Here is a 26,212-nt window from a genome sequence, read left to right as displayed (position 1 = left end):
AGCACAGGAGGCGGCCATGAGTTTTAAGAACAACCATGCAGAAATGGAATACTATACACTGATCACGCAGATCCATCAGGAAGCGGGGCGGCATTACCTCGTACTGGATCGGACGGAGTTTTTTGTGGAAGGGGGCGGTCAGCCCTCCGATCAGGGAACGATTCAAGGGCATAAGGTGCTGTCGCTGCATGAGATTGACGGACGGATCTGGCATGAAGTCACGGATCCTTCCGAATTGTTTGTGGGCATGCGAGTCAAAGTCGAGATTGATGGAGAACATCGTCTGGAAATGTCACGTCAGCATACCGGCCAGCATCTTCTGTCAGCGATTCTGCTGCGCGATCATCAGCTGCAGACTGTAGGGTTCCACATTGGCCAGGAGACGGCTACCATTGACACCGACTGTCCCGTCGTGGAAGATATTCTGGAAGATGTGGCGCATCAGGTCAACTCAGCCATTCTGGAAGGGATTCCGGTGACCTTCTTCATTGAATCAGCGGATCAGCTTGATCGGCTCGGTTTGCGCAAAGTAGTGGATCTTCAGGAAGATGTCCAGGTGATCCGAATCGGAGATCTGGATGTCAGTGCCTGCTGCGGAACTCATGTCGACTCCACGTCGGATCTGCTTTTCTTTTTTATCCGGAAAGTGGAGAAGCACAAGTCCGGGTCGCGCGTTTACTTCCAGTTTGGGAAGCGGGCATTGGATTTTGCCCTGGAAGCTGTCCGCATCGTTCAGGACGCGAAGGAGCAGCTGGAAATTCACGAATCGGAAATCCCGTTCCGCGTGCGTCTGCTCCTGGAGCAGACCCAGGAAGACGCCAGAACCATCACGGAACTGAGGACCAAGCTGGCCCGGCAAATGCTGCAGCTGAACGAATACAATGAAGCTCTGGTATACCAGGAGCTGGATGAGGAAGAAGAACTGATCCGAATTCTGGCTTCCGAACTGGGCCGCCAGGAAAAGGACGCGATACTGCTGGATATGCGGCAGCTGAGGATTTATGGCAGCCTGTACCGCGACGGTCTGGCCGCCGGAGCACTGTTCCGGTCTCATAAGATTCCCGGAGTCAGAGGGGGCGGCGGACCGCATTCCTTTCAGGGAATTGCCGATACAAAGGAAGAATTACTGACCTTTGGCCGAAAGCTGAAGGCGCTGTTGGAGGAATCAGTATGATATATCTTGATAACTGCGCGACAACCCCGGTTTTTCCGGAAGTGGCCGCTGAAATTAAACGGGTGCTGGATGAAGAATTCGGAAATCCGTCGTCTCTTCATGCCCTGGGCCGACAGGCCCAGGACATCATGACCTCGGCCCGCGCTTCCGTAGCCCGGGTCATCGGTGCTCAGCCCGGTGAGATTCTGTTCACCTCCTGCGCCTCAGAAGGAAACAATCAGGTTCTGAAGCACTTTGCAGGCGGCCATATCATTACCACGGAGATCGAGCATCCCAGCGTGCGCAATACACTGCGGGCCATGGCTGAATCCGGAACCAGGGTGACCTGGCTGCCCGTGGACGGTCAGGGCCGGATTGATCTGGAGGATCTGCGCCGAAATCTGACCCGTGACACCTCGCTGGTCAGCATCATGCACGTCAACAATGAGATCGGAGCAGTCAATGATCTGGCCCGGATCGGCCAGATCATCCAAGAGTCAGGCAGCCGGGCGCGATTCCACGCGGACCTGGTGCAAAGCTTTCTGAAATTTCCGCTGGACGTGCGCGCAATGAATCTGGACTACGCCACGGCTTCGGCCCATAAGGCCCATGGTCCCAAGGGGATCGGCATGCTTTATGTGCGCAAGGGACTTCGCCTGACCAGTCTTATTCATGGCGGCGGTCAGGAGGATGGCCAGCGGGCCGGAACTCATAATGTTCCCTACATTGCGGGTTTTGGCAAGGCCTGCGACCTGATTCTGCCTCACCTGGAGGAAAACCGCCGGCAGGTGGAAGCGCTGAAGACCTCTTTACTCGGATTCTTCCGGGAAGAAGATCCCGCCGACCGGTTCCAGCTCAACGGCGATGAGGAGGGATTCTCGCCCTACATCCTCAATGTCTCATTCCGGGGCATCCGCGCTGAAATCCTGCTGCGCCTGCTGGAGGAGAAGGGGATCTGCGTATCGACCGGCTCGGCCTGCTCATCCAAAAATTTAAAGGATTCCCATGTCCTGACAGCTCTGAAGCTGGACAAGGAAGCAATTAAGGGATCCATCCGGATCTGTTTTTCCGATACCAATACCATGGCTGAAATTGAAGAGGCCAAGGCAGGGTTTCAATATGCCCTGGCCTTCGCCGGAAGGATAAAAAGTTGAGTGAACGAATTTTAATCAAATACGCACCCGAGATTTTTCTCAAGGGGCTGAACCGGAAAATTTTTGAAGACCGCCTGATGGCCAATATTCGCGGGGTCCTCGACGGCGAGGACTATAAACTGATACGGGACCAGCTGCGCTGGTTCATCGAAACTGAAGCCGGCGAACGGGTCGCGCAAAAGGTCGCGAAAGTATTTGGCGTCATGGAGGTTGATCTGGTCGAGGAAACCGATGCGAATCTGGATCGGATCGGGGACCACCTGATCCAGATCCTGACGAGCTATCCCAAGGGAACCACCTTCAAGGTGGTCACCAACCGGGCCAATAAGAAATTTCCATTGAATTCCATGGAAATCTCCCGGGAACTGGGAGGGATCCTGCTGAATAGCACGGAAGGCTATTCCGTGGATGTCCGGGATCCCCAGGTTACCCTGAAAGTGGAAATCCGCAGCAAGGCCTATATCTATAAAAAGAAACTGGAAGGAGCCAAGGGCATGCCCTATGGATCCAACGGATCCACCATGCTGATGCTCTCCGGCGGCATCGATTCGCCTGTCGCGGGTTATCTCATGGCTCGACGCGGCGTTCAGGTGACAGGCATCTACTATCACAGCCATCCCTACACCTCAGAGCGGGCCAAGGACAAAGTCAAGGAACTGGCCTCCATTCTCAAAGCGTCCACCGGGAAGTTCCGTCTTATTATTCCATCGTTCACCCAGATTCAGATGGAAATCATTGAAAAGTGCCCCGAGGACGAACTGACGATCATTATGCGGCGGTTCATGATGCGTCTGGCCTGTGCCGCAGCCGCCAAGTATAAGATCCACTCCGTTACCACCGGGGAATCGGTGGGACAGGTGGCCAGTCAGACCATGGAATCCCTGGTGGTTTCGGATGCTGTTGCGGATCGCCCGGTATTCCGTCCCCTGGTAGCAATGGATAAGACTGACATCATGGATATAGCGCACTCCATCGGCACTTATGAAACCTCCATTTTGCCCTATGAAGACTGCTGCACGATCTTTGTTCCCAAGCATCCGAAAACCAAGCCCAGACTGGCTGAAATTGAGGCTCACGAGGCTGTTCTGGATATCGAAGCACTGGTCCGGACCTCTCTGGATCAGGCGGAGGTGATCGACCTGTGATGACTTGCAAGGAGAGGCTGCGCATCCGGCTCGAAGTCAGGTCTGTGGCATCAGGAACAAAGCTGTATCAGAACGACAGCACCGGTCCGGCGATTCCTTCAGAGTCGCGGCTTCTGATGCGGGAAAGCGGTGAGTCAGCTTGAAAAAGCCAAGCATCTATTCCGATCGGTACAACAAAGCGAAGAAAAAGCACCGACTGCGGCGAAATCTTTGGCTGTTTCTAGCCTCACTGGCTTTATTCCTGTTGTTCTTCCTGCCCTATCTGGACGGGAAGGTCAAAGAGTTTCAGGAAGCCGGCGGCAAGTTTCCCCAGACGGTGCAGACAACCATCCCGACGGGGACCAAACCGGCGACGACGCCTGCTCAAACGGCACCGCCGCTCACGAGTGTGCAAACAAAACCACAGCCGCTGACCGCGGATCATCCGCTGTCGGATGGGTCCGTTATTGCGATTCGTTATGAAAAGACGGAACAGGGGATCCGCTATCTCGGGGCGGCCGGGCCGGCCGGAAGCTTCTCCTTTGATCTGTCCCCTGATCAGAGCAGGCTCCTGATCAATGAAACCTCAACTCAGACCCTGACCCTCTATGGTCAGGACCTGACGGGGGAGGATCACTCGTTCAATACCTACCGCCACTCCCAAAAGGGGCAGCTGAAGCGAACGGATTACATCGAAAAAGACGGCTTTATCTGGATGCGCAATGCCAGATTTCTGACAAAGGACCTCATTCTGTTTGAATCTCAGGTCGCTCTGGCGCTGAAGCCTTTTTATGTCTGGTCTTACGATTTGAAGGATAAGAAGTTTCAGCTTGTCAGCGGAACCCGGGCGGAGGATTTGGAATTGATGGAACGGACAAAGGACGGTTACCGGGTTCGACTGGATGCCGTAACGAAGCTGGTGACGCCGGAACTGAAGGTAGAATAATGAAAATAGGGCTTTCAACGGCAAATTATTTTCCGGAGATGAATACGGAGGACATGATTGACCATTACGGCGCCCTTGGCATCGACTCGGTGGAAATCTTTCTGAATACCTACTCCGAAATGGAGGAAGGATTCATCGCCATGCTCAGAGATCGTTGTGACCGCTATGGCATAACCGTAAATTCAGTTCATGTCATGAGCATGATCATGGAGCCTTGTCTGTTCGATCTGCTGCCGCGCCGGCGCCAGGATTTTTTGAAGCTGTTCCGGAATACCCTCCGGTGTGTCCGCGGGCTGGGGAGCGACATCTATACCTTTCACGGAGTTCCGCGCAATATGGCGGATCCCCGATATTACGATCATCTGGCCGGCTGCTATGATGAGCTTTATGAACTGTCCGGAGAAGCGGGAGTTCGCCTGGCTCAGGAGAATGTCGCATATCTGGCCTCAGGGGATCCGGCTTTCCTGCGGGAAATGAAATCCCGGATGAAGCAGCGGATGCTGCATACCTTTGACATCAAGCAGGCAATTCGTGCCAGGGTAAATCCCTACGACTTTCTTGAGGTTCTCGGTGAGGACCTGATCAACGTTCATCTCAATGACCATAATGCGACCGACAATTGTCTTTTGCCTGGCCGGGGGACGTTTGACTTTTCTGCTTTTTTTCGCCATCTTCAGGCGATGGGCTATGCGGGCAACGGCATTCTTGAGCTGTACCGCCAAAATTTTAAGGATGAGGCCGATTTGATGGCAGGCAGCAGAATCCTGACTGACGCGGCGGAGGCAATATGGAAAAAATGACAGAGAGACATGCAGGCAGCGCTGGCGCAACGCCAGCGCTGGAAGAGGACCGGGTCCATCCTGATCTGATGGACCGGATCCTCCGGACAGAAATGGATTATCCCAAATATATTTCAAACTTTGAAGAAAAGCCTTTCGGCCTCATTTACCACGACCAGTCGGATCCGGATAACCCGTATCTGAACCATGCTATTATTTTTCCTGATCAGGTCGAGGATTTGCCCGGGGCTCTGGATGCGATCACCCAGTTTTATCTCGAACGGGGCATTCAACCCAGAGTCAGGCAGCCTTTTACAAAAGGCTACTTCATGGATCATGCCACGGAGTTTCGCATCAAAGGCTATGATATTCAGCTTTTTGCGCCGACCCGATTCATGCTCCTGGAAAACCCCAATCGAATTCAGCCCACCGGCAAGTTGGAAATTCGGGAGCTGACCGAATGGGATCCGCGCGTTGCCGAAGACATTCTTATTCCCGACGGGAACGGCCAGGCCGTGGAAGAAATCAAACGAAACATCATGGGCCGGCGCTATCGGGTTCTGGTCGGGTATCTTCAGGGGAAGGCAGTCTCCATGGTTACGATTTATTACGGAGATCACGGCGTAGCCAGGCTGGCATCAGCGGAAACCGCAGCAGAGCTGCGCGGTCAGGGCTATGCCCGTGAACTGATCAGCACCATCGTTGACATGCATCGGCGGGAATCCAGCTTGCCGCTGTACCTGTGGCCGCAGAACATCACTGCGGAGAAGATATTCCGGGAAGCCGGCTTTACAGACTTTTTCCAGGAGGAACTGGCGATCGCCACGTACCATTCCTGATCAAATTTAGTTGAGGTGAAACATGGATAAATTCAATATTGGAATTGCCATCGCCATTGGGCTGATGATTGCGCTCCAAATATATCGCCGGATGAATCTGACGGTAAAAGCTAAAAATACAGTGGTCGAAAAAACTTCCCTGATCATCAGTCTTGTAATGGTGGCGGCGGTCACGCTGTTTGGTTCCTCCGAACCCATTCATTATGTGATCGGAGCCCTCCTTGCGGGCTTAATGTACGCGACCTTCGCGAAAACCGGAATCTCGCGGGATGGACTGACTTCGATGAACCGGATTTTTCTGGCATCGCCCTGGCGGGCTCTGCGCTTTGCAAAAATCGTGAAGCGGAAGAATGGCCAGGAATTTGAACTTCACAGCGTTGGGAAATTTTGGACCAATGTCATGACTTTTGATATGAAGGATTACGAGAAAACTATGGAGCTGATTCGAAAAAACCTGAAGCAGGATCAGTTTGAGATTGCCGATGAGAAGCTGGTCGAAGGCCTGCGCGAAAAAACCAGGCAGAAAAAATAAGTCAATGATTTCATTGTTTGAATGCTTCAGAGAATCTCTGGAAAGACAGAAAAGAAGGAGCTGTTGCAAAACTAGGTAACTAGATGAGCAACAACTCCTTTTTCGTTATTCAGAACTAACGGCTCTACAATTTTTGGTGTTGGTGAGTAATCACTGGCACCTTTTTTGTACATAAAATAAAATGAGACATGAGACTCACTGTACAATAAAGCTACCACACCACATTGCAAAGGAGTTTTTCCATGTCTCAGTTAGATATTATCTTAAAAGAGCTTGAAATTAAAGGGGTTATTTCGGATCCAGCCTTCCCAGAACCGTTCATGAACGAGGTTAAAGGCGAACGCTGCATGGTCTTCCAAGCTTTGCAACAAATGCCTTCCTGTCCCTGCCCTCACTGTCAGCAGCCAGGAATCGGCTATGGCTGGAGAATTAGCTATGTGCGTATGCTGCCGGCTTTCGGGTATTCCTGCTACATCCGCCTGAAAAAACAACGCTATCGGTGTTCTTCCTGTAGCAGAACCTATTTCTCGGCTTCCAACCTTACTGACAAAGGCTGTTATCTTTCCAATGTCTTAAAACTGGAACTGGTGAAGGATTCGCTGACTAAAATATCCGTGAAGGACATTGCTGTCCGCCACCACGTGTCCTGGCCCACTGTGCAGCGACAGATTAGCAACTGGGCCCAGCTGGTGCCTCATGATTTTTCCAGCCTACCCAGAGTGATGTCTCTGGATGAATTCAGAGCAGTATCCACACTCAAGAACGCCCCGCTGGCCCTCTCCATCGTGGATGGCCACAACCATCAGATTATCGACATCTGTCCGGATCGCAAAAAAGACTTCTTAAAGAAGCATTTTGGTCAATACAGTGAAGCAGTTCGAGGACAGGTGGAATATATCACGACAGACATGTATGAGCCTTACATGGGCCTGGCGAGAGATCTGTTTCCTGAAGCGATGATTTGTGTGGACAAGTTCCACGTCGTGCAAGCACTCAACCGAGCTCTTAACAGTTGCCGCGTAGAGGTCATGAAGAGCCTGACCGATCCGATAATCTATAAGACTTTCAAGAAGTTCTGGCGAATCCCGATGATTTCAAGCCAACGCCTTGATCCGTGGAAAACCCTTTGGGTAAGTCATTTCAGGACATGGAAAACAAAGGGGTATCTACTGGATGTGATTCTCTCGCAAAACGAAGGGCTGTCAAACACTTGGGAATTCTATCAAAGACTGGTGAGCATCTTTGAACGGAATGATGCGGAAGCATTCCGGGCGTTTATCGGAGTAAAACCTCAGGGAATCCATCCCTTGATGAAAAAATGTTACAGGACAATGAGAAAGTACACTGAATATATCGTGAACGCGTTGGAGTCAGGCTACAGCAACGGTGCGATGGAGGCGAACAATAACAATATCAAGGTCTTAAAGCGAATCGCCTATGGTTACCGCAATTATGATAATTTCCGCGCCAGAATTCTTTTGGTGTATGGTGGAAAGATCAAATTTGCTGCTTAAAAGCAATCAGCCGCAACCATTCCTGATTACGACTGAATATCGCTTAATTATTCTGTTTTACCCTTACCAACACTATTTGTTGAAGAGCCGAACTAACAATCGTATGAACTTTTTGCTTAATTCTAAGAAAGCTTGTTAAGTGTGCTATTTTTATGCGCACTTAACAAGCCTTCGAGAAAATTAGGTCTCGCCTGACTTATGCTGTCTTTTTATAAAGGATTACACCCTTTTGCTGCTTTAAAATTTTGCTGTGGAGCTTGTTAAGGTTAATCCCCATAGCCATCAGGGTGATGTCCGAAACTATTTTTTTCAGGCCACAGTGTCGGAACCGTTCATAGCGAAGTCCATCTTTTAGCTTAGAGAACTGTCCTTCTGCTTGAATCGATCGGTTCATCCTCTGAATGACGCCATCTTCACTCGTGATATTTTCATGCGACTGCCGTCGGAACGCCTCAAAGGCTGGGGAGAATTTGATGGATTTACTGGTCGGTTCAGTCTCTTTTCGGCTCTTGATGCATTGCTTACTCAACGGACAACCACTGCATTCAGAACAACGGTAATTTCGGATGGTGTCTTCATAACCGGAATCATACCTTCGCACGGAGTCTTTCATTCGAATCAACTTCTTGCCATTTTTGCACAGATAAGCGTCTTCGCCCTCCAGATATTCCATGTTTTCTTTGCGACCGATATCTTCACGAACCTTTTTGGTTTTTGATTTTTCATAATTTGCTGGCTTGATGTAGGCTCTCAATCCATGCTCATCGATGTAGGCATAGTTTTCGACACTCTCATAACCGGCATCCAGGACGGCCTTATCCAGATAAGCTCCTAGCCGTGGCATCATCTGATTGAAGAAGGGGATCATGGTATGGAGGTCATTGCTTTTTTGACTGCCCATCACGCCGATGACGAATGCTCCGCTAGAGGCGAACTGGATGTTATAGGCAGGCTTGAGTTGGCCGTTCAGCATGTGGTCTTCTTTCATCCGCATGAAGGTGGCATCATGATCTGTTTTGGAATAGCTGTTTCGAACGCCCAGGATGCGCAGATGCTCACAATAGGCATGAAACCTTTCCAATACTTCTTTGTAGTGTTCGTAATCGCGCTGAAGCTGCGTTTTTCGTTTGCCGATGCCATAAACAAAGACAATATGCTCTTTTTTGCAGGTGTTTCGGATGTGGTCGAATTCCCTCTGCACCGTCTGTATGATCTCTTGGAGATTGCTTTTTTCGGGTAAACTAAGTTCCTTGATCATTCGCTCCGCCAGCTTTTGTTGATTCTTTTCGATACTTTTACGCCAGACAAACGTGTACCGGCCTGCCATCGACTCAATTTTTGTGCCATCGATAAAGATGCTTTCAAGGTCGATGTGGCCTTCTTCGATTAGCATCTCAACGAACTGGGTAAGAAGCTCTGTGGTGTGATCTTCCAACGAATTGCGGAATCGATTGATAGTGGAATGATCCGGTGCCTTATGACCTTCGAGAAGATAATGCGCTCGAACGTCATAAATACAAAAGTCTTCAATGCTGCGGGCGGTGAAAATTCCTTCGCTGTAGCAAAACAACAGGATCTTTAACATGGTCACAGGGTCAACAACCGGCTTTCTGCCACGACGGGAGCAGGTGCTTAAGATGGGTTCCAGATTCATCTTTTCAACAACATTGCACACCAGGCGGACCTTGTTATCTTCAGGAATGTAGGTCTCCACGTTAAAGTTCATTCTCAGTTGAAATGCAGGGACTTTTTGATTAAAATTAAAGTGAGTTAGATTTTGCATTGTAACTTAATTATAACTCACTTGAACTGGCTCTACGAGCCAGTTCAAAGCTTTTTCACAAACGAAAAAGGTCTATCGAAAATCCACTTGGGATCTCCGATAGATCTTTTTTATTGGGTGCAATTTTGCAACAGCACCTTCTTGCATGTCCCTTGAATGACCCTGCTCAGACTGCCATGGATCGAACTTCATGGAACCGATCACTGTTCCGGTGAAATCGGAACGGGAAGACTGCACTGCCAGGGGAATTATTTTCCTCTGCCTTTGCCCTTGGAACCGCCGGGGTTGCCGGATCCGTCCATTTTCCGGTCAGGAGTTCCGTCCCCGAGATTGTCACAGACGCCGTCTTTGTCGGCATCCTCAAAGTTGGTGCCGCTGCCGGACTGGCTGCCGGATCCGTCTCTTTTGCGGTCAGGGGTTCCGTCCCCGAGATTGTCACAGACGCCGTCTTTGTCGGCATCCTCAAAGTTGGTGCCGCTGCCGGACTGGCTGCCGGATCCGTCTCTTTTGCGGTCAGGGGTTCCGTCGCCGAGATTGTCACAGACGCCGTCTTTGTCGGCATCCTCAAAGTTGGTGCCGCTGCCGGACTGGCTGCCGCTGCCATCGCGTTTGCGGATGGGGGTACCTTCGCCCAGATTGTCGCAGACACCGTCCTGGCCCTTATCTTCAAAGTTGGATCCGCCGGCTTCAGCGCCGTAGCGATTTTGAACCTGTGCTGACTCACGGGCCAGGACGGGCGTTTCGGTTGTTTCTGCCGGAGACTGAATCTGGCTTTGGACCTGTGTCTGGTCCTGTGACTGATTCTGAACAGGGCTGGAGGCCAGTACTGTGGGAGCAAAGTATAGTGATCCGGTAACAGCCACTGCGGTGAGTAATGTAATTAGATTTTTCTTCATTTGATTTTTCCCCTTTCATTCGTTCGGTTGGAGTTCCTTGGTTCATCTTTAATTTACTACTCTCACTCGGAAAAGTATCAGGAAAGTTAAAGCGAAAATGAGGGAAAAATGTGGCATTCAGAATACCGGTCAGGGGATTTCAAAAATCGCAGCAGGGAGTCCCTGACGACTGATCGCGGATTGGTGGAATCAGGCAGTGGGAGGATCGTATGGTCCAATGGCTGTAAGCCCGATTTGGAGGACTGGACTCTGCCCAGGGATATTCCTTAGGGAATCCCAATGGATGAGGAAGTGCTGCCGTCAGAGAAGCTTCATTGAATGCTTAACTTGAAAATCTCATAATTCCCAGTTTCATGATTTTTCCAGTTGATTTTTCGTGTTCAGTAAAATCATATTTATGGTATAATTGTTAGGCATGATTTAGCATGAGTAACACACGTCCTTTCAGAAGGACTGTGAGGAGGAAAAAATGGATTATAAAATTGAAAAAGTATCCAGCAACAAGCTGAAATTTGATGTGACCGTATCAAAGGAAGAATATCAGGCTCACTTAAAGCAGTCCTTTGAGAAGAATCGGGAATATTTCCAGATTCAGGGATTCCGCAAGGGCAAGGCACCTTACGAAATGGTAAAGAGAAAGTTCGGTGTTGAGGCTCTTTATGAGGATGCCGATAACTTTGCGCTGAATGAGTCCTATTTCAAAATCATTCAGGAAAGCAAGCTCGATCCGGTGGATTATCCGCAGATCGACATTACCGACCGCAGTGAAGAAGAGGGAATGAAGTATACCGCTGTGGTAGAAATTGTTCCTGAATTCGCCCTGCCGGAAGTAGACGGACTGGAAGTGGTACAGCATAACCACCCCTTCTCTGAGGCGGATGTAGATGCTGAACTGGAAAGAATGCGCGGGGAAGGTTCCCGTCTTGTTTCCCGGGAAGAGGGACAGGCAGCTGAAAAGGGCGATTTCGTAAATCTCGATTTCGACGGATCCATTGACGGAGTAGCTTTTGACGGAGGAAAATCCGAAGGCTATGAGCTTGAACTGGGATCAGGCAGCTTCATCGGCAACTTCGAAGAGCAGCTCGAAGGACTGAAAGTCGGCGATGAGAAGGATGTAGTAGTCACCTTCCCGGAACAATATGGTGTAGACCATCTCAATGGCAAGGAAGCCACCTTCAAGGTGAAGATCAACGATGTCAAGTACAAGGAACTGCCGGAGCTGAATGATGAATTTGCTTCTGAAGTATCCGAGTTCGAAACCGTTGAGGAACTCAGAGGCGACATCCATCGCCGCATGAAGGAAGACCACACCAGACACATGGAAGAAGCTGCCCGTGAGGGAGCTCTGAACAGCCTGGTTGAAAAGACAGAACTGGAAGTTCCCAAAGCGCTGGTTGAACGTCAATTGGATCTGATGCTGAAGGACCTGGAACAGAGACTGTCCTACCAGGGAATGAAACTGGAGACTTATTTTGAACTCACCGGTTCAACTGAAGCCGCTACTCGCGACCAGATGAGAGACAATGCCGTCAGACGGGCAAAATCTGAACTTGTCATTGAAAAAATGCTGGATCAGTCCGCTCTTGAAGTTACCGAGGAAGAGATTCTGGAGTTAGCCAAGGAATATGCCAAAGCCTACAACCAGGATGAAAAATTCGCGGAAACGCTGGTTCAGTCCAATAAGGAAGGCGTACAGCGCGATGTCAAGCTCAAGAAAGTACTTGATGAGCTGGTAAGCAAAGTCAAATTCGTCGAAGGCCAGGACCCGATGGCCCATAACTAACCATTCATAGGAATCAGCTGCTGTGATCTGGAGAATCCCGATTGCAGCAGTTTTTTTGCCGCATCCTCCGGGCCATCGTGAGGAATTACCAGGCCGGTTCATGCGCTCATCGGGAAAATCAGAATCAGCAGAGGGCCGTGTCTGAAATAAAATTGATGAACAGGGCAAGAAATAGCTTACGGGATTTCGTGTGGAATCATGGACGGACCGGGAGCAGATGATTATTTTTTTGAGGAAGGGTTGCCCGGGTTGAAGATAAAGCCGGCGAGTTGAAGAGAAAGCCGAGGGATTTGCTGGGAAAACACTCCATTTTGTGGTAAAATACTATAATGTGCAGGCTTCTGTTTCGGATGCTTGCTCAGAAAAACCTTAATTGTATTTTAATATCATGAAGGAATAATAAGATCATAGGCATCCTGTGGACAGCTCCTGCATGCGATCTGATGCATACTCCGAGCGGAAGGATGTAACCAGCGTTTTCTTATCAGCGGATCCTTGAGATCCAAATCTATAAATACCAATGGAACAGGAGGTAAATCCTATGAGTTTAGTACCAATGGTCGTAGAACAGACCGCCAGAGGCGAGCGATCCTACGATATTTTTTCCAGACTGTTAAAGGACCGAATCATCATGCTTTCAGGTGAAGTCAACGATACCATGGCCTCGCTGGTGGTGGCGCAGCTTCTTTTCCTGCAGAGTGAAGATCCCGACAAGGACATATTCCTCTACATTAACAGCCCGGGTGGATCCATAACATCAGGCATGGCTATTTTCGATACCATGAAATACATTAAGCCGGATGTTGTAACCATCTGTGTCGGCATGGCCGCCTCCATGGGACAGTTCCTGCTCACGGCCGGAACAAAAGGCAAGCGGTTTGCCCTGCCCAATTCAGAAATCATGATGCACCAGCCGCTGGGCGGTTATCAGGGTCAGGCGACGGACATTGAAATTCACGCCAAGCGCATACTGAACATCAAGAATAAGATGATTCATATCATCTCGGAAAATTCCGGTCAGCCGGTAGAAAAGATCCGCCAGGACATTGAGCGGGATTTCTTCTTCAGCGCTGACGAGGCAAAAGAATATGGCCTGATTGACAGGGTCATCGAGAATTACGCTCAGGACGTCAAGACCGGAGCGGAATCAAGGGAATAATACCAATGCGCGGACCTGCACAGGTCCCAACGGAGGCAACGATATGGCAAAAAAAGAAGATAACAGCAATTTTCGCTGTTCCTTTTGCGGAAAACCGCAAAATCAGGTAAAGCGTCTGGTCGCGGGACCAGGTGTCTATATCTGCAATGAGTGCATCGATCTGTGCTCTGAAATCATTGATGAGGAGCTGGGAAGCGAGGATGAGTTTGTCCTCACGGATCTGCCCAAACCCATCGACATCAAGCGTCACCTGGATGAATATGTCATCGGCCAGGAAGATGCGAAAAAAACTCTGTCCGTTGCAGTGTATAACCACTACAAGCGGATCAACGCAAAGGATTCCGGAAAAAACAGTGACGTGGAACTGCAAAAATCCAATGTTATCCTGCTGGGACCGACCGGTTCCGGAAAAACCTATCTGGCCCAGACTTTGGCGAAACTATTAAAAGTACCCTTTGCCATTGCCGACGCCACAACCCTGACCGAAGCCGGCTATGTCGGAGAAGATGTGGAAAACATTCTCCTCAAGCTGATCCAGGATGCTGACTTTGATATCGAAAAGGCTCAAAAGGGCATTGTCTATATTGACGAAATTGACAAGATTTCGCGCAAATCGGAAAATGTGTCAATCACCCGGGATGTATCAGGGGAAGGCGTACAGCAGGCACTGCTGAAAATTCTCGAAGGAACCGTGGCCAATGTTCCGCCCACCGGTGGCAGAAAACACCCGCATCAGGAATTTCTGCAGATCGATACGACGAACATCCTCTTTATTGTCGGGGGAGCGTTCGACGGCATCGAAAAAATCATTAATCGGCGCACAACGTCTTCCGCCATGGGATTCGGCCAGGAAGTCAAATCCAAGCAGGGTGAGGACATCGGACGCATGCTCCGAAAAGTACTGCCGCAGGATCTGACGAAGTACGGTCTGATTCCCGAGCTGGTGGGTCGTCTGCCCATTGTGGTGGCGTTGGATTCTCTGGATCGGGATGCCCTGGTACGGATCCTGAGAGAACCCAAGAACAGCCTGGTTCGGCAGTACACCAAGCTCTTTGCGCTGGATGATGTGGAGCTGGAATTCAAGGATGACTCGCTGGAGGCCATTGCAGACATAGCGATTGGCCGGGACACCGGTGCCCGCGGACTTCGCTCCATCCTGGAGGATGTCCTGCGCGAAATTATGTTTGAGACACCCTCGGACCCGGGAATTCGCAAGGTCATCATCAGTCGCGAGACCATCGACAGCAAGATGCCGGAGATCATTCGCACACTGGATGCCAAGGACGCGGAAGAATCAGCTTAATCAAATGACGTGATTGAGGGCACACCTTGGGTGTGCCCTTACCGCTCAAATTTTGAACGAACGTTCCGATAAATATGAAAGCTGTGTAAAGCCTTTGAAAGAAAATCACAATCCGGTCTTGCTCTGATATAATCATTATTAGCAAAGCCAAAGGAGAAAAAATATGAACAAACGAAAGGAACTACCCCTCATCCCTTTGAGAGGGCTGACCCTTTTCCCATACATGGTGCTTCACTTCGACGTTGGTCGGGATAAATCCATTCAGGCCCTGGATGCGGCAATGATGGAAAATCAGGAGATTCTCCTGGTGACCCAGAAGGATCCCCGGCTGGAAGATCCTACGGAGAAGGACATCTATGAGATGGGGACGGTCTGTACCATCCGCCAGCTGCTGAAATTGCCTGGCAATACCGTCCGGGTCCTGGTGGAAGGCACCGTACGCGGAAAGATTCTGTCCATGGAGCAGTCTGATCCATACTTCCGAGCTAAGCTGGAAGAAGTCAAAACGGTGTCAGACGTCAGCGAAACGGAAGAAGAGGCTCTGGTGCGGAGCGTGAAGGACGCCTTCGATGATTTTATCAAAATGAGCGGAAACATGCCGCCGGAAGCACTGATCACCATGGAAGACATGGATGATTCCGACCGCTTCTCGGACATGGTCTGTTCTTACATGAATCTGAAAATCGATGAAAAACAGGAACTGCTTGAAGCGGTGACCATTAAGAAGCGTCTGGAACGACTTCTGGTTCTGATTAAGAACGAGCTGGAAATTTTAAAAATTGAGCGCAAGATCGGATCCAAAGTAAAATCAAACATCGATAAGTCCCAGCGGGATTATTACCTTCGGGAACAAATCCGGGCCATCCAGGAAGAACTGGGGGAAGAAGATGAAACCCAGAAGGAAATCACCCGCTATAAAAGCCGGATCACCAAGGCCAAGCTTCCCAAAGAGGCGAAGGAACGGGCACTCTATGAGCTGGACCGGCTGAAGAATTCAGGACCGTACTCCTCAGAGGGCGGTATCATCCGGACTTATATCGACTGGATCCTGGATTTGCCGTGGAATCAGTTTACAAAGGACAGCAAAGACATTACCCGGGCCAGAGAGATCCTGGATGCCGAACATTACGGATTAAAGGATGTCAAGGACCGCATTATTGAATATCTGGCGGTCAAGGCAACAAAGGATTCCATCAAGGGTCCCATTCTCTGTCTGGTCGGCCCTCCCGGTGTCGGAAAGACCTCCATCGCCAAATCCGTGGCTCACGCTCTGGATCGGAACTTTGTCCGGATGTCCTTGGGCGGTGTACGCGATGAAGCCGAGATTCGCGGTCATCGCCGGACCTACCTGGGAGCGATTCCGGGACGGATTATCTACGGAATGCGTCAGGCCAAGTCCAACAATCCGCTCTTCCTTCTGGACGAAGTGGATAAAATGGCCCAGGATTTCCGGGGAGATCCAGCAGATGCACTGCTGGAAGTTCTGGATGCGGAACAGAATTCAACCTTCCGCGATCACTATCTGGAGCTGGAATATGACCTCTCCAAGGTGATCTTCATCACAACGGCCAATAATATGGATACCATTCCCCGGCCCTTGCTGGACCGGATGGAAGTCATTGAGGTTTCGGGCTATACCTACGAGGAAAAACTCAACATTGCCAAACGTCATCTCATTCCCAAGGAACTCAAGGAACACGGACTGGAAAAGAATGAGATCAAGTTCAGCGATGAAGCCATCAAGACAATCATTGACGGCTACACGCTGGAATCCGGGGTGCGTAACCTGGAGCGCAATCTAGCTTCCGTGATCCGAAAGGGCATTGCCAAGCTGCTGGAAACCAAGCGCAAGACGATGACCATCAGTCCGAAAGTCGTCGAGGAATTCCTTGGTCATCCCAGGTTTACCTATGACAAAGCAGATCTGGAGGACAAGGTGGGTGTCGTCACCGGACTTGCCTGGACCCCTTACGGCGGAGATATTCTTCCCATCGAGGTTCAGGTCATGGAAGGCACTGGCAGACTGGAACTGACCGGTTCTCTGGGAGAAGTCATGAAGGAATCGGCCAAAGCCGCATACTCCTATATCAGGAGCCAGGCCAAGGCTTTCAAGGTACCGGAAGACTTCTATAAGACCAAGGACATCCATATCCACGTGCCGGAAGGCGCAACCCCCAAGGATGGCCCGTCAGCCGGCATTACCATGGCTACAGCGATGGTGTCGGCTCTGGCCAATAAAAAAGTCAGTCACGAAATTGCCATGACCGGTGAGATTACCTTGACCGGCCGGGTACTTCCCATCGGCGGCCTCAGAGAAAAATCCCTGGCAGCTTATCGGGCCGGCATCCGCAAGATCATCATTCCAAAGAAAAACGAAGTGGATCTTGAGAAGCTCCCGGAGAGCATCCGCAAGGACATGACATTCCTTCCCGTGACTCAAATTTCTGAAGTCATTCAGGAAGCAGTCCTGGGGGAAAAATAATGGAGATTATCAAATCAGAGTTTCTGACCTCAGCTGTTAAAAGGGATCAGTATCCGGAAGCGGATCGTCCCGAAGTGGCCTTCATCGGCCGATCCAACGTGGGAAAATCCTCTATCATCAACTCCTTGACGAACCGAAAGGGACTGGCCCGGGTCTCCAACACTCCTGGCCGGACCAGGCTGGTCAACTTTTTCTTAATCAATGAATCGATCTACCTGGTGGATCTTCCGGGATACGGCTATGCCAAAGTATCCAAGTCGGAAAAAGAAAATCTCGGGAAGATTACGGATGAGTATTTCACCAGCCGAACCAATCTCAACAAGGTAGTACTTCTTCTGGATTCGCGCCACAAGCCAACCCAGGATGATATCCTGATGTATCGCTATATCCGCCACTACGATATTCCGTGCCTGATTGTGGGAACCAAGCTCGACAAGCTGAAACGAAATGAAATTCGAAAAAACGAGAAGTTCATCCGGGAAACGCTCGGCATGACGCCCGAAGAACGCATTCTGATGTATTCCTCCCTGACCAAGGAAAATCGGGAAGCGGTCCTGGACGCTGTGTTTGAGGGTCTGATCCCAGAGCCTGACACCGTCTGATCCAATACCCGGACTCCCGGCTGCACCCCCTGTGCAGTCAGGGCCGGGTGCGGAAGGCAGCGGTGAAATCAACACACGAGGGAAGAAATTATGAAGAATTTTATCAAAGAATGGGTAATCCCACTGGTAGGCGTTTTTATTCTGGCCCTGCTTATCCAGCGGTTTGTCTTTTTCCATGTCATGGTCCCGACGGGGTCCATGATCCCGACGATCAACGAAGGAGACCGGTTTCTGGTATTAAGGGAATACTGGCCGGAAAAGCTTGAAACGGGGGACATCGTCGTATTCAAAGTTCGTCCGAACGGAGTGGAGACACTTTATGTCAAGCGTCTGATCGGAACTCCGGGTGATACGGTATCAATCAAAGACGGAAAAGTTTCTGTCAACGGAATCGAGCTGGTCGAAGACTATGTCAAACGACCGGATCGGTTTACCGGAGAGTATAAGGTTCCGGAAGGGAAGTATTTCTTCATGGGCGACAATCGAGCGGATTCGAAAGATTCCCGGTATGCGGAAGTAGGTTTCATTGATGAGGCAGACATTCTGGCACGGGCCGGACTTCGTTTCTGGCCGCTGAACAATATGGGCTTAGTCCGATAAGGCAGCTCCGCTGTTTAGATTTTTGGCATTGATCCATAATCTGGGTATCCCCAGTATCTGATTGCCGCCTGAGCGCGGCTTTTTTTCTTTCAAAGGTCCAAGTCGATATTCGTTAAATCCGGAGAACGAATCAACGCCTGCCGGACAATCTGATGTTTCATGATTTCTCGGTTGTGAGAATTCAATCCATATTCGCCTGAGGGAGGGAAGCACATGGCCAGTCGATCTAAATTACTGACCGAAAAGCAAAAACAAACAAGGAGTCTACTGATAGGACTGGTTTTTCTGCTGCTCTTCGGAGCGGTATTTGCAGTGGCCTATCAGTTTCGCGAACCGACCGGCAATGATACCTACCGGGACATGGCAGAGCTCTTGAAAAAGGAACCGACTGCTTCCTACGAACTGACTGTTCAGGACAGGAAGAGTCCCGTACTCATCATTACACCGCATGGCGGGCGGATCGAGCCTTTTACCTCAGCCATTGGCAGCGGCATTGCGGGCGATACCTTCAGTTACTTTGAATTCAAAGGACTTCTGGATCTGGGGGCATACCGTCAGCTCCATGTTTCTTCCGTCAACTATAATCCGCCGGACCTGATCCCTCTCAACCGGGCAGCTGAACTCTCGCTGTCCATTCATGGGATCAGTGGAAATGAGAAAGTAACTTATATCGGAGGACGTGACGAAGCGGGGATACAGGTTGTTCGGGCCGCTCTGGAAAAAGCCGGCTTCCTGGTTGATACCGCACCATTGAACTATACAGGAACAGATCCTAAAAATTTTGTGAACCGCAACAGCAATGGCATGGGAATTCAGCTGGAACTAACGCTGGCGCAGCGTCGGGCACTCTTCACCAAGCGGGATGAGAGCCGGCCCAATAAGCTATACGAAGCTTATGTTGGCGCAATCCGCTCTGCGTTGACGGAGCTGGAACTGAAAACTAAATCAAGTCAATAAAAAACAACCGTGATGACCAGACCGTATTTTCTGGGGATCACGGTTGTTTCTTTGGTTTGCGGCATGGTCGATACGGTCCGACGTCCTGGGGATTAAGAGCAAGATCTCAGGGGTTTGAGGGTCAGCGGTCTGCGGCAATCCGCTGCTTTGGGGACCGTTCCCGGGTAAGATACCAGCGCAAAAAGAAGGCGACAGCGCTGAGCAGACGGGCAGCGGAAGTGACGTAGAGTGCGGTATAAATGCCATGGGAGCGCAAGATCAATTCGCTGACAAAGGGTGACACAAACAGAGTAATATTGATCAGGGTCTGATGGACCGCAGTACAGAGCATGACTTCATCAGCCGGCGCGGATTCCAGCAGGGAACCCAGGATTACCACCGTAATCCCGGCAACAAAGATGCCGATCAGGATGTTCATTACGGTGAGCAGGGCAAGAGTGTGAGTCAGAGCGTACGCTGCCGGACTCAGTGCCATTCCGAGGACCGCGATGGCCGTGGTCAGCTTATAACCTTTGATGCGGATCAGCCATGACCACAGATTATAGGCCAGCACCATGGCCAGGGCATTTGATACATTGATCAGTGCCAGCCATTTTTCGTCGGCTTTCAGATATTCGATCTGATACAGATTAAACAGCGGCCAGCCCATTTGCCAGCTGAAGTGAAACAGCAGTGAGCAAATGAGGAACAGGACGAATTCCCGGTGGTGGAATATCGATGTGATTGATTTGCCCAGCTTCAGGGTTTTGGGAGCTGCCGGTCGAGAGACCTCCTTGATTTTACGGAGGGTCTTGATTTCATATATTCCGAATATAACGGAAGCTAAAAAGAGAACCTGGTAGAGTCGAATCACGCCATCATTGTCTCCGGAAGGCGGGAGGGACAAGATAATACCGACCAGGGCTGACAGAACAATGGTTGTAACCTGTGACAGCTTATTGCGCTGACTCAGGGCATTGGCGATGTCCTGCGGATGGAAAATGCTGCCAGTCCAGCTTTGTAGTGCCGTCTGTCCAATGCTTTCCGGCAGATTCATCAGACTGAAAAGCACCACAAACGCGTAACCCCGGATCGAGACCGGCAGAAACGGCGTAGCCATCAGCAGGATCGGAAAGAACCGGGATAAATAGAAAAACCGCCGCATCAGCAGTCCTTTGTCGGAAGCGTTCTGAATGTACAGAATTCCCGGAATGGTGGTCAGAACGGCGACCAGGCCCGGTAATGAATTGAACAGTGAATAATGCAGGGAGCCAGCCCCCAGGCGGTCCATGAATTTAGGCGCATAGGTCCGGGAAAAAATGGTGACGATGGTGAACAATATTCCATTCATGGTATAAGCTCTCATGTTGGCATTGCTGCCAAGGAAGCTTTTTATTTTTCGGCTGACATTATCTTTCATCGTTCATTCCCCACGCTTCATCATATTTTATGCGACCTAATCCCCATTATAACTGTTTCTCCGTTCTTTTAAAGGGGCTGGGACGGAAAGGCAGGCGACAAAGTTCTTTCCCTTAATTGAAAAAGTAAATTCCATGGCTCACTGTCCGTTGTATAGAAGTTACTTGTGCAAAAGTCGAGATGGAACTTACTTATTCAAAGATTTAGGATGAAGTTGATGGTGCCTCCTCTTTTGGAGGTAAGAAAAATGGCTAAGTACACTCATCTGATTTTTGATGAACGGTTGAAGATCCAAGCCCTATTGTTAGAATCGATATCCTTCCGTCAGATTGCTCGCGAACTTCACAAGGATCCTTCCACAATCTCCAAGGAGATCAGGAATCACCTGCGCTTTGTCAAGATTGGTAGCCACGGCAAAGTGTTCAACGACTGCCTCTACGCCAAAGAATGCGCTGCTCAGCATCTATGTCAGGATAAAAAATGTCGAGCGTACTGCAAATACTGCAATGTCCACAAATGTCGGATTAAATGCCCTGACTACAAGGGATACATTTGCGCCAAACTGTCAAACCCGCCTTATGTCTGCAACGGGTGTAAAACAAAGACCAAATGCACATTGGAAAAGCGCCTCTACGATGCCAAATCAGCCCAGGCCGAATACGAAACTGTCCTCTCTCAATCGCGTAAGGGTATCCAACTGACTGAACAAGAAGCACTTCGGCTGGATGCCATTATCAGTCCCCTTCTGCGAAAAGGTCAATCGTTACACCATATCTGTATCCATAACCGGGACACGATTATGCAGAATGAGCGAACCCTCTACACCTGGATGGATTTAGGCATCTTCAGCGCACGTAATATTGATATGCCACGAAAAGTTCGAATGGGGTTTCGCAAACCCTTGAAACAGGGATACCTGGTCGACCTCAAATGTCGGGAAGCTCGTACCTATGACGATTATCTGGTCTTCCTTGCGGAAAATCCGGACATCCTCATCAGTGAAATGGACTCGGTGGAAGGCACCAAAGGGGGCAAAGTATTACTGACGATCCACTTTGAAACACCCAAGTTAATGCTGGCATTTATTCGTGATGCCAATACCTCCCAGTCCGTGATCGATATCTTCGATTACTTGGAGAAAATCTGGGGCCTGGAGGCGTTTCAGCGAATGTTCCCCGTGCTGCTCTCTGATTATGCCGAAGAAAAAACTATGCCGAAGAATTGCTGTAACTACGCAACCTGAAGAACTTATTACAGTTTCTTCGGCATAGTTTTTTGCTATTCCAACGAGTACAAAATCTTTCTTACAGATTCCTTTTTCCATATCTTTTCTTCACTCACGATGCCGTCTGTGGATTTATTCATAGCCTCGCTCATCATCTCAAGCGTCGCGAATGCATAGAACCCTGAAGTTGTAGACATGCTTTCATGACCCAACAGCTGCATTATGAATGGCAGAGGAACTCCGCTTTTGTACAAATCCATTGCCTTTGTTTTTCTCAACATGTGGCAATGGACACGATCAGGGACTTCACTGCAATTCTCTCTTGCAATATCTGAAGCTGTCTTCAGGATAAGGCTGATGCTGTCTGCAGAGAGTCTGCTCTTCTTGCCGTTAAGCATACTGTAGAACAGTGGCACTTCATCATTTTCGGGATGGAATTCCCTAATATATCCTTTCAAGTGTTTTACTGTCTTTTCAAGCAATGGAACATTCCTTCCTTTCCTGCCTTTTCCGATAAGAGTGACGAACGGGTTCTTCATTTCTAAGTGCAACGAAGAAATGTTAAGATCTGCCAGTTCCTGGACTCTCGCACCTGTGTCATACATAAGTATTAACAGCATCCGATTGCGTCGATGTTTGGCTGTCTTGTTGTCGAATGCCGCCAGTATAGCAGCAGTTGCATTTGGCTGCAGATATACAATCGGAGCCTTTTCTTCCTTGAGCTTTCTTACTGTACATACATCGCTATATATGCCGCGCAGCTCAAAATCTTCTTCGCTGCAGTATTTCAGAAATGACCGTACAGCCGTCAGTTTCAGATTGATCGATTTTACTGAATAATCCTTGCTCTTGAGCCATACAATGAACTCCTGAATGTTCTTTCTGTTAAAGGAATCCATTGTTACGCTACCATCGGATATTGACTTAACTTTCTCCAAAAAAGCAAGATATGACTTCAGCGACTGCTTGTATGCATCTACGGAGTTATCTGAAAGATTTCTGGTTACCGGCATGTATGAGTGGAGATAGTTTCGCGCCAATATCCAGAAATTCCTATCCTTCTTTCGGTCATACTTCATACGCATCGACCTCCGGAATAACATCTGCAGACGACGCGGTCAGCGTCCTGTACTGCGAGAAATAATCTGGGATCAGATGTATGTAGTAATATGTGCTTTCAAGTGATGAATGCCCCATATATCTCATCAGGTATGGAAGCATCGCGTGAATATCTTTACCTTCTTCAGACCAACGCATTATGTTTGCACAGGCGAAATGATGTCTGAAGTCATATGCTCTCGGCTTGACTTTGCCATCACGTTTCAGTCCGGCGGACAACCAGATATTCCTGAAATTGGATGAAATGGCCGATGATGAATACATGCCACCATATCCGCCAGGGAAAAAGTGCTCGCGATCAGGAAACACCTTGTTGATCTTAGCATCATATTCCTTAAGATATTTGATCAGTTCATCGCTCAAGTACAATCTGCGGTCGCGAAGAGCTTTTCCACCAAGGATATCTATATATCCCTGATCCAAATGCACTTGCGTACACTTCAGGCCTCTCGCCTCTATGCAGCGCGCACCACAGCAATACAGAAACCTGTATAGTGCTGGAAGCACATAGCGATGACTCGGCCAACCGTTGCATCTTAGGACAAAACAGTCACATTCTTTGAAAAACAGCTGTATTTCTTCTTCCGTGAGCAGATACACTTCTGCCCGGTACCACTGAGTCCTGAATCTTTCATCAAGGATATATGCTTCGTGGTCACCAATGATATTAAGATAACGCCCGAATTCTCTAATTGGTGATGCCCAACTGCGATCTCGAGTGACACTTCTCCCTGCGTAGTATTCTGCCCAGCCTTCAACCAAAGATTTGGTAAGGGTTGTTTCATTATCATGACTAAGGTTGTAGCGATCAAGGCTTTTTAAATGAGATCTTGGAGCGGAATACTTTATCCCAAGGGAATTCTTTAAATTGAGGAAATCATTTATCTTACGTGACAGATTGCTTATGTACGTGATCATGGCAACACCTCCGTGGAGATGTTAACCATTGGAAGCACACATTCTCTGAGGCGCTCCGCATCAGTAGTTATATATATGTCTGTCGTATCCGGGCTGGAATGTCCCAGTATGGCAGCAATCGTTTCTATTGGCACATAATTCTTCACCATTGTAGATGCGGCATTATGGCGAAGCATGTGCATTCCGAAGATGCGACTATCATTGGAGATGCTCGCTTTGCGAAACACTCTTGTAACAATCGCGTGACAGCTGGCATGATCTGCAAACGGATTAAATGGTGCCAGCTGTCTGACAAAGAGATAATCATTATCTGCAGCCGGCCTTCCCTCATAAAGATATCTGGCGATAGCGTTTCCTACTGCTGTTGTCAGCGGTAGACGAACCATGTTTCCGGTCTTGCTTTGCCTGAATGAAATCATTTCGTTAATCCAGTCAATATCTGAAAGTTTCAGGTTGATCAGATCACAAGCTCGTATACCGCAGGACAAGCCGGTTATAACGATCGCAGCATCTCTTAATGAGACTTCTTTCTGATCGATGACATTTTTGATGCGATCAATTTCCTCGTCAGTTAGCGTTGGTATTATGCGTTTGAATCTGGGACCATGGATACCGGCAATGGAAATGACCAAATCTGCTCTGCCAAGATATCTGAATATTGATCTCAGTTCACACAGTATTTCACGAAGCCTCTCTGGCTTGGATTCTGCAAGATAGCCATAAATATCTTCGGCAATGAGAGCCTCAGTATCTGTGATGCTGTTTTGATGCATATACTGAAGCATGCGATACATGCCATACTCATAGAAATGCCTTGTGTTTACATTGTCGTAGGTCTCAGATAAGAACGACAGGTAGTCATTGTATATCTGAAGATGTACCGGATCTTCAGGCTGGATCTTGCCCCGCTTCACCATCTCAAAGCTGAATTCACCTCTGTAATAGAAAGAATTCAGTAATCTGATGAAACGACCTTGTGTATAGTATCTGTTGTTGCTGAATTTTCCGGTCTTTGCGCTGGTGACATCATTAGCATACGGTTGGCCATTATCCGGACTGTATTCTGTAATGCAATTTTCTCTGCAGTAAGCTTTGAAACGTCTGATCACACCACGATAATTGAAGATGGTGCTCTCGTTGTATCCGGCGTTGGCCAGTGCCTCCAATAACAGTTCGCAAATCTCATCAATTGACATCTTAAGGTACCTCCTTGTCTCTAAAGTACCTTAAGTATATAAAAAACTATGTCGAAGAAACCGTAATAGGTTCTTCAGGTTGCATAGTTACAGCAATTCTTCGGCATAGTTTTTTCTTCGGCATAATCACTATTATCCCGAATTCGGGATAATAGTGACAACGGCAGTGAGTTCAGTAATCCTTACCGCATCGAAACAAATGCGCAAGGGTTGTCTCGAACCCGAGTGTTTTACTGCAAACCAAGAGCTCCTTACCAAAGGGGACCTGGAGAGAATAACCATGCGTTCTTGCGGCGAATCATCCCCAAAGGAACGTCTATGGATGGTCTGACTCAGGCTGATATTGACTTGATGATGAGTCATATCAATTCCTATAGCCGCAAGGATCTGGGGAACAAGTCGCCTTATGAAGTCTTTGCAGCACTGTATGGGGAGGAACTCCTAACAGCGTTGGGTGCAAAGAAGATACCACCAGCTGATATCACGTTGCGCCCAACACTGCTTAAGAAATAGTCTGACCGGAGGCACCATCGCTTCGGGAAATATCGACGGCGCGAGGGGTCGAATTTACTCCTGCAAAAAATCGGACAAATTTGACCCTCGGATTGCCATTGCCAAAAATGAAACGAAATGGGTACCGATCACCATAATTGTACAGCTTTGGTGAACAAAGTTCATTCTGAACTTCATTTTTAAAAGACAAGACCAGGAGAGAATCAGTTTGATTCTGAAAATCTGGAAATAACTTCT

Annotated in this window: 23 protein-coding genes; 17 read left to right on the top strand and 6 right to left on the bottom strand. The window is 49.0% G+C overall.

The genetic code is table 11. From position 1 onward, the window contains the following. Nucleotides 1-16 precede the first annotated feature (16 nt). From P6M73_RS12190 to P6M73_RS12155, 8 genes are all read left to right on the top strand, one after another. Entirely contained in the window at nucleotides 17-1,174 is a 1,158-nt protein-coding gene (locus tag P6M73_RS12190) for an alanyl-tRNA editing protein (protein ID WP_277853323.1), read from the top strand. Further along, nucleotides 1,171-2,307 carry a cysteine desulfurase family protein gene (locus tag P6M73_RS12185; protein WP_277853322.1) on the top strand — a complete coding sequence of 379 codons (1,137 nt, stop codon included), beginning with the start codon at nucleotides 1,171-1,173 and terminating at the stop codon, nucleotides 2,305-2,307. Before P6M73_RS12190 ends, P6M73_RS12185 begins: the two co-directional genes overlap by 4 nt. Beyond that, nucleotides 2,304-3,452: a tRNA uracil 4-sulfurtransferase ThiI gene (gene thiI / locus P6M73_RS12180; protein WP_277853321.1), complete on the top strand. Its 1,149-nt coding sequence runs from the start codon at nucleotides 2,304-2,306 to the stop codon at nucleotides 3,450-3,452. The genes P6M73_RS12185 and thiI overlap by 4 nt, the downstream gene beginning before the upstream one ends. A gap of 139 nt (nucleotides 3,453-3,591) precedes the next feature. Next, complete coding sequence (locus P6M73_RS12175) at nucleotides 3,592-4,377, top strand: hypothetical protein (protein WP_277853320.1); 786 nt, start codon at nucleotides 3,592-3,594, stop codon at nucleotides 4,375-4,377. Next, nucleotides 4,377-5,177 carry a sugar phosphate isomerase/epimerase family protein gene (locus tag P6M73_RS12170; RefSeq protein WP_277853319.1) on the top strand — a complete coding sequence of 267 codons (801 nt, stop codon included), beginning with the start codon at nucleotides 4,377-4,379 and terminating at the stop codon, nucleotides 5,175-5,177. The genes P6M73_RS12175 and P6M73_RS12170 overlap by 1 nt, the downstream gene beginning before the upstream one ends. Next, nucleotides 5,165-5,995 (top strand): GNAT family N-acetyltransferase, encoded by an 831-nt coding sequence (locus P6M73_RS12165; protein ID WP_277853318.1) that lies wholly within the window; start codon nucleotides 5,165-5,167, stop codon nucleotides 5,993-5,995. The genes P6M73_RS12170 and P6M73_RS12165 overlap by 13 nt, the downstream gene beginning before the upstream one ends. 22 nt (nucleotides 5,996-6,017) lie before the next feature. After that, entirely contained in the window at nucleotides 6,018-6,527 is a 510-nt protein-coding gene (locus P6M73_RS12160; RefSeq protein ID WP_277853317.1) for a hypothetical protein, read from the top strand. Nucleotides 6,528-6,769: 242 nt separating this feature from the next. Then, nucleotides 6,770-8,041 carry an ISL3 family transposase gene (locus tag P6M73_RS12155; protein WP_277853316.1) on the top strand — a complete coding sequence of 424 codons (1,272 nt, stop codon included), beginning with the start codon at nucleotides 6,770-6,772 and terminating at the stop codon, nucleotides 8,039-8,041. Nucleotides 8,042-8,237: 196 nt separating this feature from the next. Here P6M73_RS12155 and P6M73_RS12150 read toward each other — a convergent pair whose 3' ends face one another. Both P6M73_RS12150 and P6M73_RS12145 read right to left on the bottom strand, forming a co-directional pair. Further along, nucleotides 8,238-9,767, bottom strand: a complete 1,530-nt coding sequence (locus tag P6M73_RS12150) for an IS1182 family transposase (protein ID WP_277853062.1) — start codon at nucleotides 9,765-9,767, stop codon at nucleotides 8,238-8,240. Between the two features lie 305 nt (nucleotides 9,768-10,072). Further along, a complete protein-coding gene (locus P6M73_RS12145; RefSeq protein ID WP_277853315.1) occupies nucleotides 10,073-10,720 on the bottom strand; it encodes a hypothetical protein in 648 nt (215 codons plus the stop codon). Nucleotides 10,721-11,189: 469 nt separating this feature from the next. Here P6M73_RS12145 and tig point away from each other — a divergent pair, with 469 nt between their 5' ends. From tig to P6M73_RS12110, 7 genes are all read left to right on the top strand, one after another. Beyond that, the gene (gene tig, locus P6M73_RS12140) at nucleotides 11,190-12,503 is read left to right on the top strand and encodes a trigger factor (protein ID WP_277853314.1); all 1,314 of its coding nucleotides are present in this window, start codon (nucleotides 11,190-11,192) and stop codon (nucleotides 12,501-12,503) included. 541 nt (nucleotides 12,504-13,044) lie between these two features. Then, nucleotides 13,045-13,662 (top strand): ATP-dependent Clp endopeptidase proteolytic subunit ClpP, encoded by a 618-nt coding sequence (gene clpP / locus P6M73_RS12135; RefSeq protein WP_277853313.1) that lies wholly within the window; start codon nucleotides 13,045-13,047, stop codon nucleotides 13,660-13,662. 43 nt (nucleotides 13,663-13,705) lie between these two features. Further along, nucleotides 13,706-14,965: an ATP-dependent Clp protease ATP-binding subunit ClpX gene (gene clpX, locus P6M73_RS12130; protein WP_277853312.1), complete on the top strand. Its 1,260-nt coding sequence runs from the start codon at nucleotides 13,706-13,708 to the stop codon at nucleotides 14,963-14,965. A 163-nt stretch (nucleotides 14,966-15,128) separates the two neighbouring features. Next, the gene (lon, locus tag P6M73_RS12125; RefSeq protein WP_277853311.1) at nucleotides 15,129-17,447 is read left to right on the top strand and encodes an endopeptidase La; all 2,319 of its coding nucleotides are present in this window, start codon (nucleotides 15,129-15,131) and stop codon (nucleotides 17,445-17,447) included. Beyond that, entirely contained in the window at nucleotides 17,447-18,049 is a 603-nt protein-coding gene (gene yihA, locus P6M73_RS12120) for a ribosome biogenesis GTP-binding protein YihA/YsxC (protein WP_277853310.1), read from the top strand. Before lon ends, yihA begins: the two co-directional genes overlap by 1 nt. A 90-nt stretch (nucleotides 18,050-18,139) precedes the next feature. Then, on the top strand, nucleotides 18,140-18,649 hold the full coding sequence (lepB, locus tag P6M73_RS12115; RefSeq protein ID WP_277853309.1) for a signal peptidase I: 510 nt from the start codon (nucleotides 18,140-18,142) through the stop codon (nucleotides 18,647-18,649). Nucleotides 18,650-18,862: 213 nt separating this feature from the next. Continuing rightward, entirely contained in the window at nucleotides 18,863-19,606 is a 744-nt protein-coding gene (locus P6M73_RS12110) for a poly-gamma-glutamate hydrolase family protein (RefSeq protein WP_277853308.1), read from the top strand. A 121-nt stretch (nucleotides 19,607-19,727) separates the two neighbouring features. On the opposite strand, the gene P6M73_RS12105 is transcribed toward P6M73_RS12110, so the two are convergent. Then, nucleotides 19,728-21,005 carry an MFS transporter gene (locus P6M73_RS12105; RefSeq protein WP_277853307.1) on the bottom strand — a complete coding sequence of 426 codons (1,278 nt, stop codon included), beginning with the start codon at nucleotides 21,003-21,005 and terminating at the stop codon, nucleotides 19,728-19,730. 246 nt (nucleotides 21,006-21,251) lie between these two features. Between P6M73_RS12105 and P6M73_RS12100 the strand changes: the two genes are divergently transcribed. Next, the gene (locus P6M73_RS12100; protein ID WP_277853306.1) at nucleotides 21,252-22,247 is read left to right on the top strand and encodes a helix-turn-helix domain-containing protein; all 996 of its coding nucleotides are present in this window, start codon (nucleotides 21,252-21,254) and stop codon (nucleotides 22,245-22,247) included. Nucleotides 22,248-22,282: 35 nt separating this feature from the next. Here P6M73_RS12100 and P6M73_RS12095 read toward each other — a convergent pair whose 3' ends face one another. The 3 genes from P6M73_RS12095 to P6M73_RS12085 are packed head-to-tail and all read right to left on the bottom strand — an operon-like array spanning nucleotide 22,283 to nucleotide 25,462. Next, nucleotides 22,283-23,308 carry a tyrosine-type recombinase/integrase gene (locus P6M73_RS12095; RefSeq protein WP_277853305.1) on the bottom strand — a complete coding sequence of 342 codons (1,026 nt, stop codon included), beginning with the start codon at nucleotides 23,306-23,308 and terminating at the stop codon, nucleotides 22,283-22,285. Then, entirely contained in the window at nucleotides 23,298-24,266 is a 969-nt protein-coding gene (locus P6M73_RS12090) for a tyrosine-type recombinase/integrase (protein ID WP_277853304.1), read from the bottom strand. The genes P6M73_RS12095 and P6M73_RS12090 overlap by 11 nt, the downstream gene beginning before the upstream one ends. Further along, complete coding sequence (locus P6M73_RS12085) at nucleotides 24,263-25,462, bottom strand: site-specific integrase (RefSeq protein WP_277853303.1); 1,200 nt, start codon at nucleotides 25,460-25,462, stop codon at nucleotides 24,263-24,265. Before P6M73_RS12085 ends, P6M73_RS12090 begins: the two co-directional genes overlap by 4 nt. Before the next feature lie 318 nt (nucleotides 25,463-25,780). Here P6M73_RS12085 and P6M73_RS12080 point away from each other — a divergent pair, with 318 nt between their 5' ends. Next, nucleotides 25,781-25,975 (top strand): hypothetical protein, encoded by a 195-nt coding sequence (locus P6M73_RS12080; protein ID WP_277853302.1) that lies wholly within the window; start codon nucleotides 25,781-25,783, stop codon nucleotides 25,973-25,975. The last annotated feature ends 237 nt before the right edge of the window (nucleotides 25,976-26,212 follow it).

The sequence above is a fragment of the Anaerococcoides asporogena genome, from assembly GCF_029590275.1.
Lineage (GTDB): Bacteria > Bacillota > Clostridia > Clostridiales > Clostridiaceae > JG1575.
This window is presented reverse-complemented; position numbering and strand designations above follow the sequence as displayed.

Bases quoted from the DNA above. Each gene is read 5' to 3' on its own strand.
- P6M73_RS12190 (WP_277853323.1), top strand. From the start codon at position 17: ATGAGTTTTAAGAACAACCATGCAGAAATGGAATACTATACACTGATC.
- P6M73_RS12185 (WP_277853322.1), top strand. From the start codon at position 1,171: ATGATATATCTTGATAACTGCGCGACAACCCCGGTTTTTCCGGAAGTG.
- P6M73_RS12170 (WP_277853319.1), top strand. From the start codon at position 4,377: ATGAAAATAGGGCTTTCAACGGCAAATTATTTTCCGGAGATGAATACG.
- P6M73_RS12165 (WP_277853318.1), top strand. From the start codon at position 5,165: ATGGAAAAAATGACAGAGAGACATGCAGGCAGCGCTGGCGCAACGCCA.
- P6M73_RS12160 (WP_277853317.1), top strand. From the start codon at position 6,018: ATGGATAAATTCAATATTGGAATTGCCATCGCCATTGGGCTGATGATT.
- P6M73_RS12155 (WP_277853316.1), top strand. From the start codon at position 6,770: ATGTCTCAGTTAGATATTATCTTAAAAGAGCTTGAAATTAAAGGGGTT.
- P6M73_RS12150 (WP_277853062.1), bottom strand. From the start codon at position 9,767: ATGAACTTTAACGTGGAGACCTACATTCCTGAAGATAACAAGGTCCGC.
- P6M73_RS12145 (WP_277853315.1), bottom strand. From the start codon at position 10,720: ATGAAGAAAAATCTAATTACATTACTCACCGCAGTGGCTGTTACCGGA.
- tig (WP_277853314.1), top strand. From the start codon at position 11,190: ATGGATTATAAAATTGAAAAAGTATCCAGCAACAAGCTGAAATTTGAT.
- clpP (WP_277853313.1), top strand. From the start codon at position 13,045: ATGAGTTTAGTACCAATGGTCGTAGAACAGACCGCCAGAGGCGAGCGA.
- clpX (WP_277853312.1), top strand. From the start codon at position 13,706: ATGGCAAAAAAAGAAGATAACAGCAATTTTCGCTGTTCCTTTTGCGGA.
- lon (WP_277853311.1), top strand. From the start codon at position 15,129: ATGAACAAACGAAAGGAACTACCCCTCATCCCTTTGAGAGGGCTGACC.
- yihA (WP_277853310.1), top strand. From the start codon at position 17,447: ATGGAGATTATCAAATCAGAGTTTCTGACCTCAGCTGTTAAAAGGGAT.
- lepB (WP_277853309.1), top strand. From the start codon at position 18,140: ATGAAGAATTTTATCAAAGAATGGGTAATCCCACTGGTAGGCGTTTTT.
- P6M73_RS12110 (WP_277853308.1), top strand. From the start codon at position 18,863: ATGGCCAGTCGATCTAAATTACTGACCGAAAAGCAAAAACAAACAAGG.
- P6M73_RS12105 (WP_277853307.1), bottom strand. From the start codon at position 21,005: ATGAAAGATAATGTCAGCCGAAAAATAAAAAGCTTCCTTGGCAGCAAT.
- P6M73_RS12100 (WP_277853306.1), top strand. From the start codon at position 21,252: ATGGCTAAGTACACTCATCTGATTTTTGATGAACGGTTGAAGATCCAA.
- P6M73_RS12095 (WP_277853305.1), bottom strand. From the start codon at position 23,308: ATGAAGTATGACCGAAAGAAGGATAGGAATTTCTGGATATTGGCGCGA.
- P6M73_RS12090 (WP_277853304.1), bottom strand. From the start codon at position 24,266: ATGATCACGTACATAAGCAATCTGTCACGTAAGATAAATGATTTCCTC.
- P6M73_RS12085 (WP_277853303.1), bottom strand. From the start codon at position 25,462: ATGTCAATTGATGAGATTTGCGAACTGTTATTGGAGGCACTGGCCAAC.
- P6M73_RS12080 (WP_277853302.1), top strand. From the start codon at position 25,781: ATGGATGGTCTGACTCAGGCTGATATTGACTTGATGATGAGTCATATC.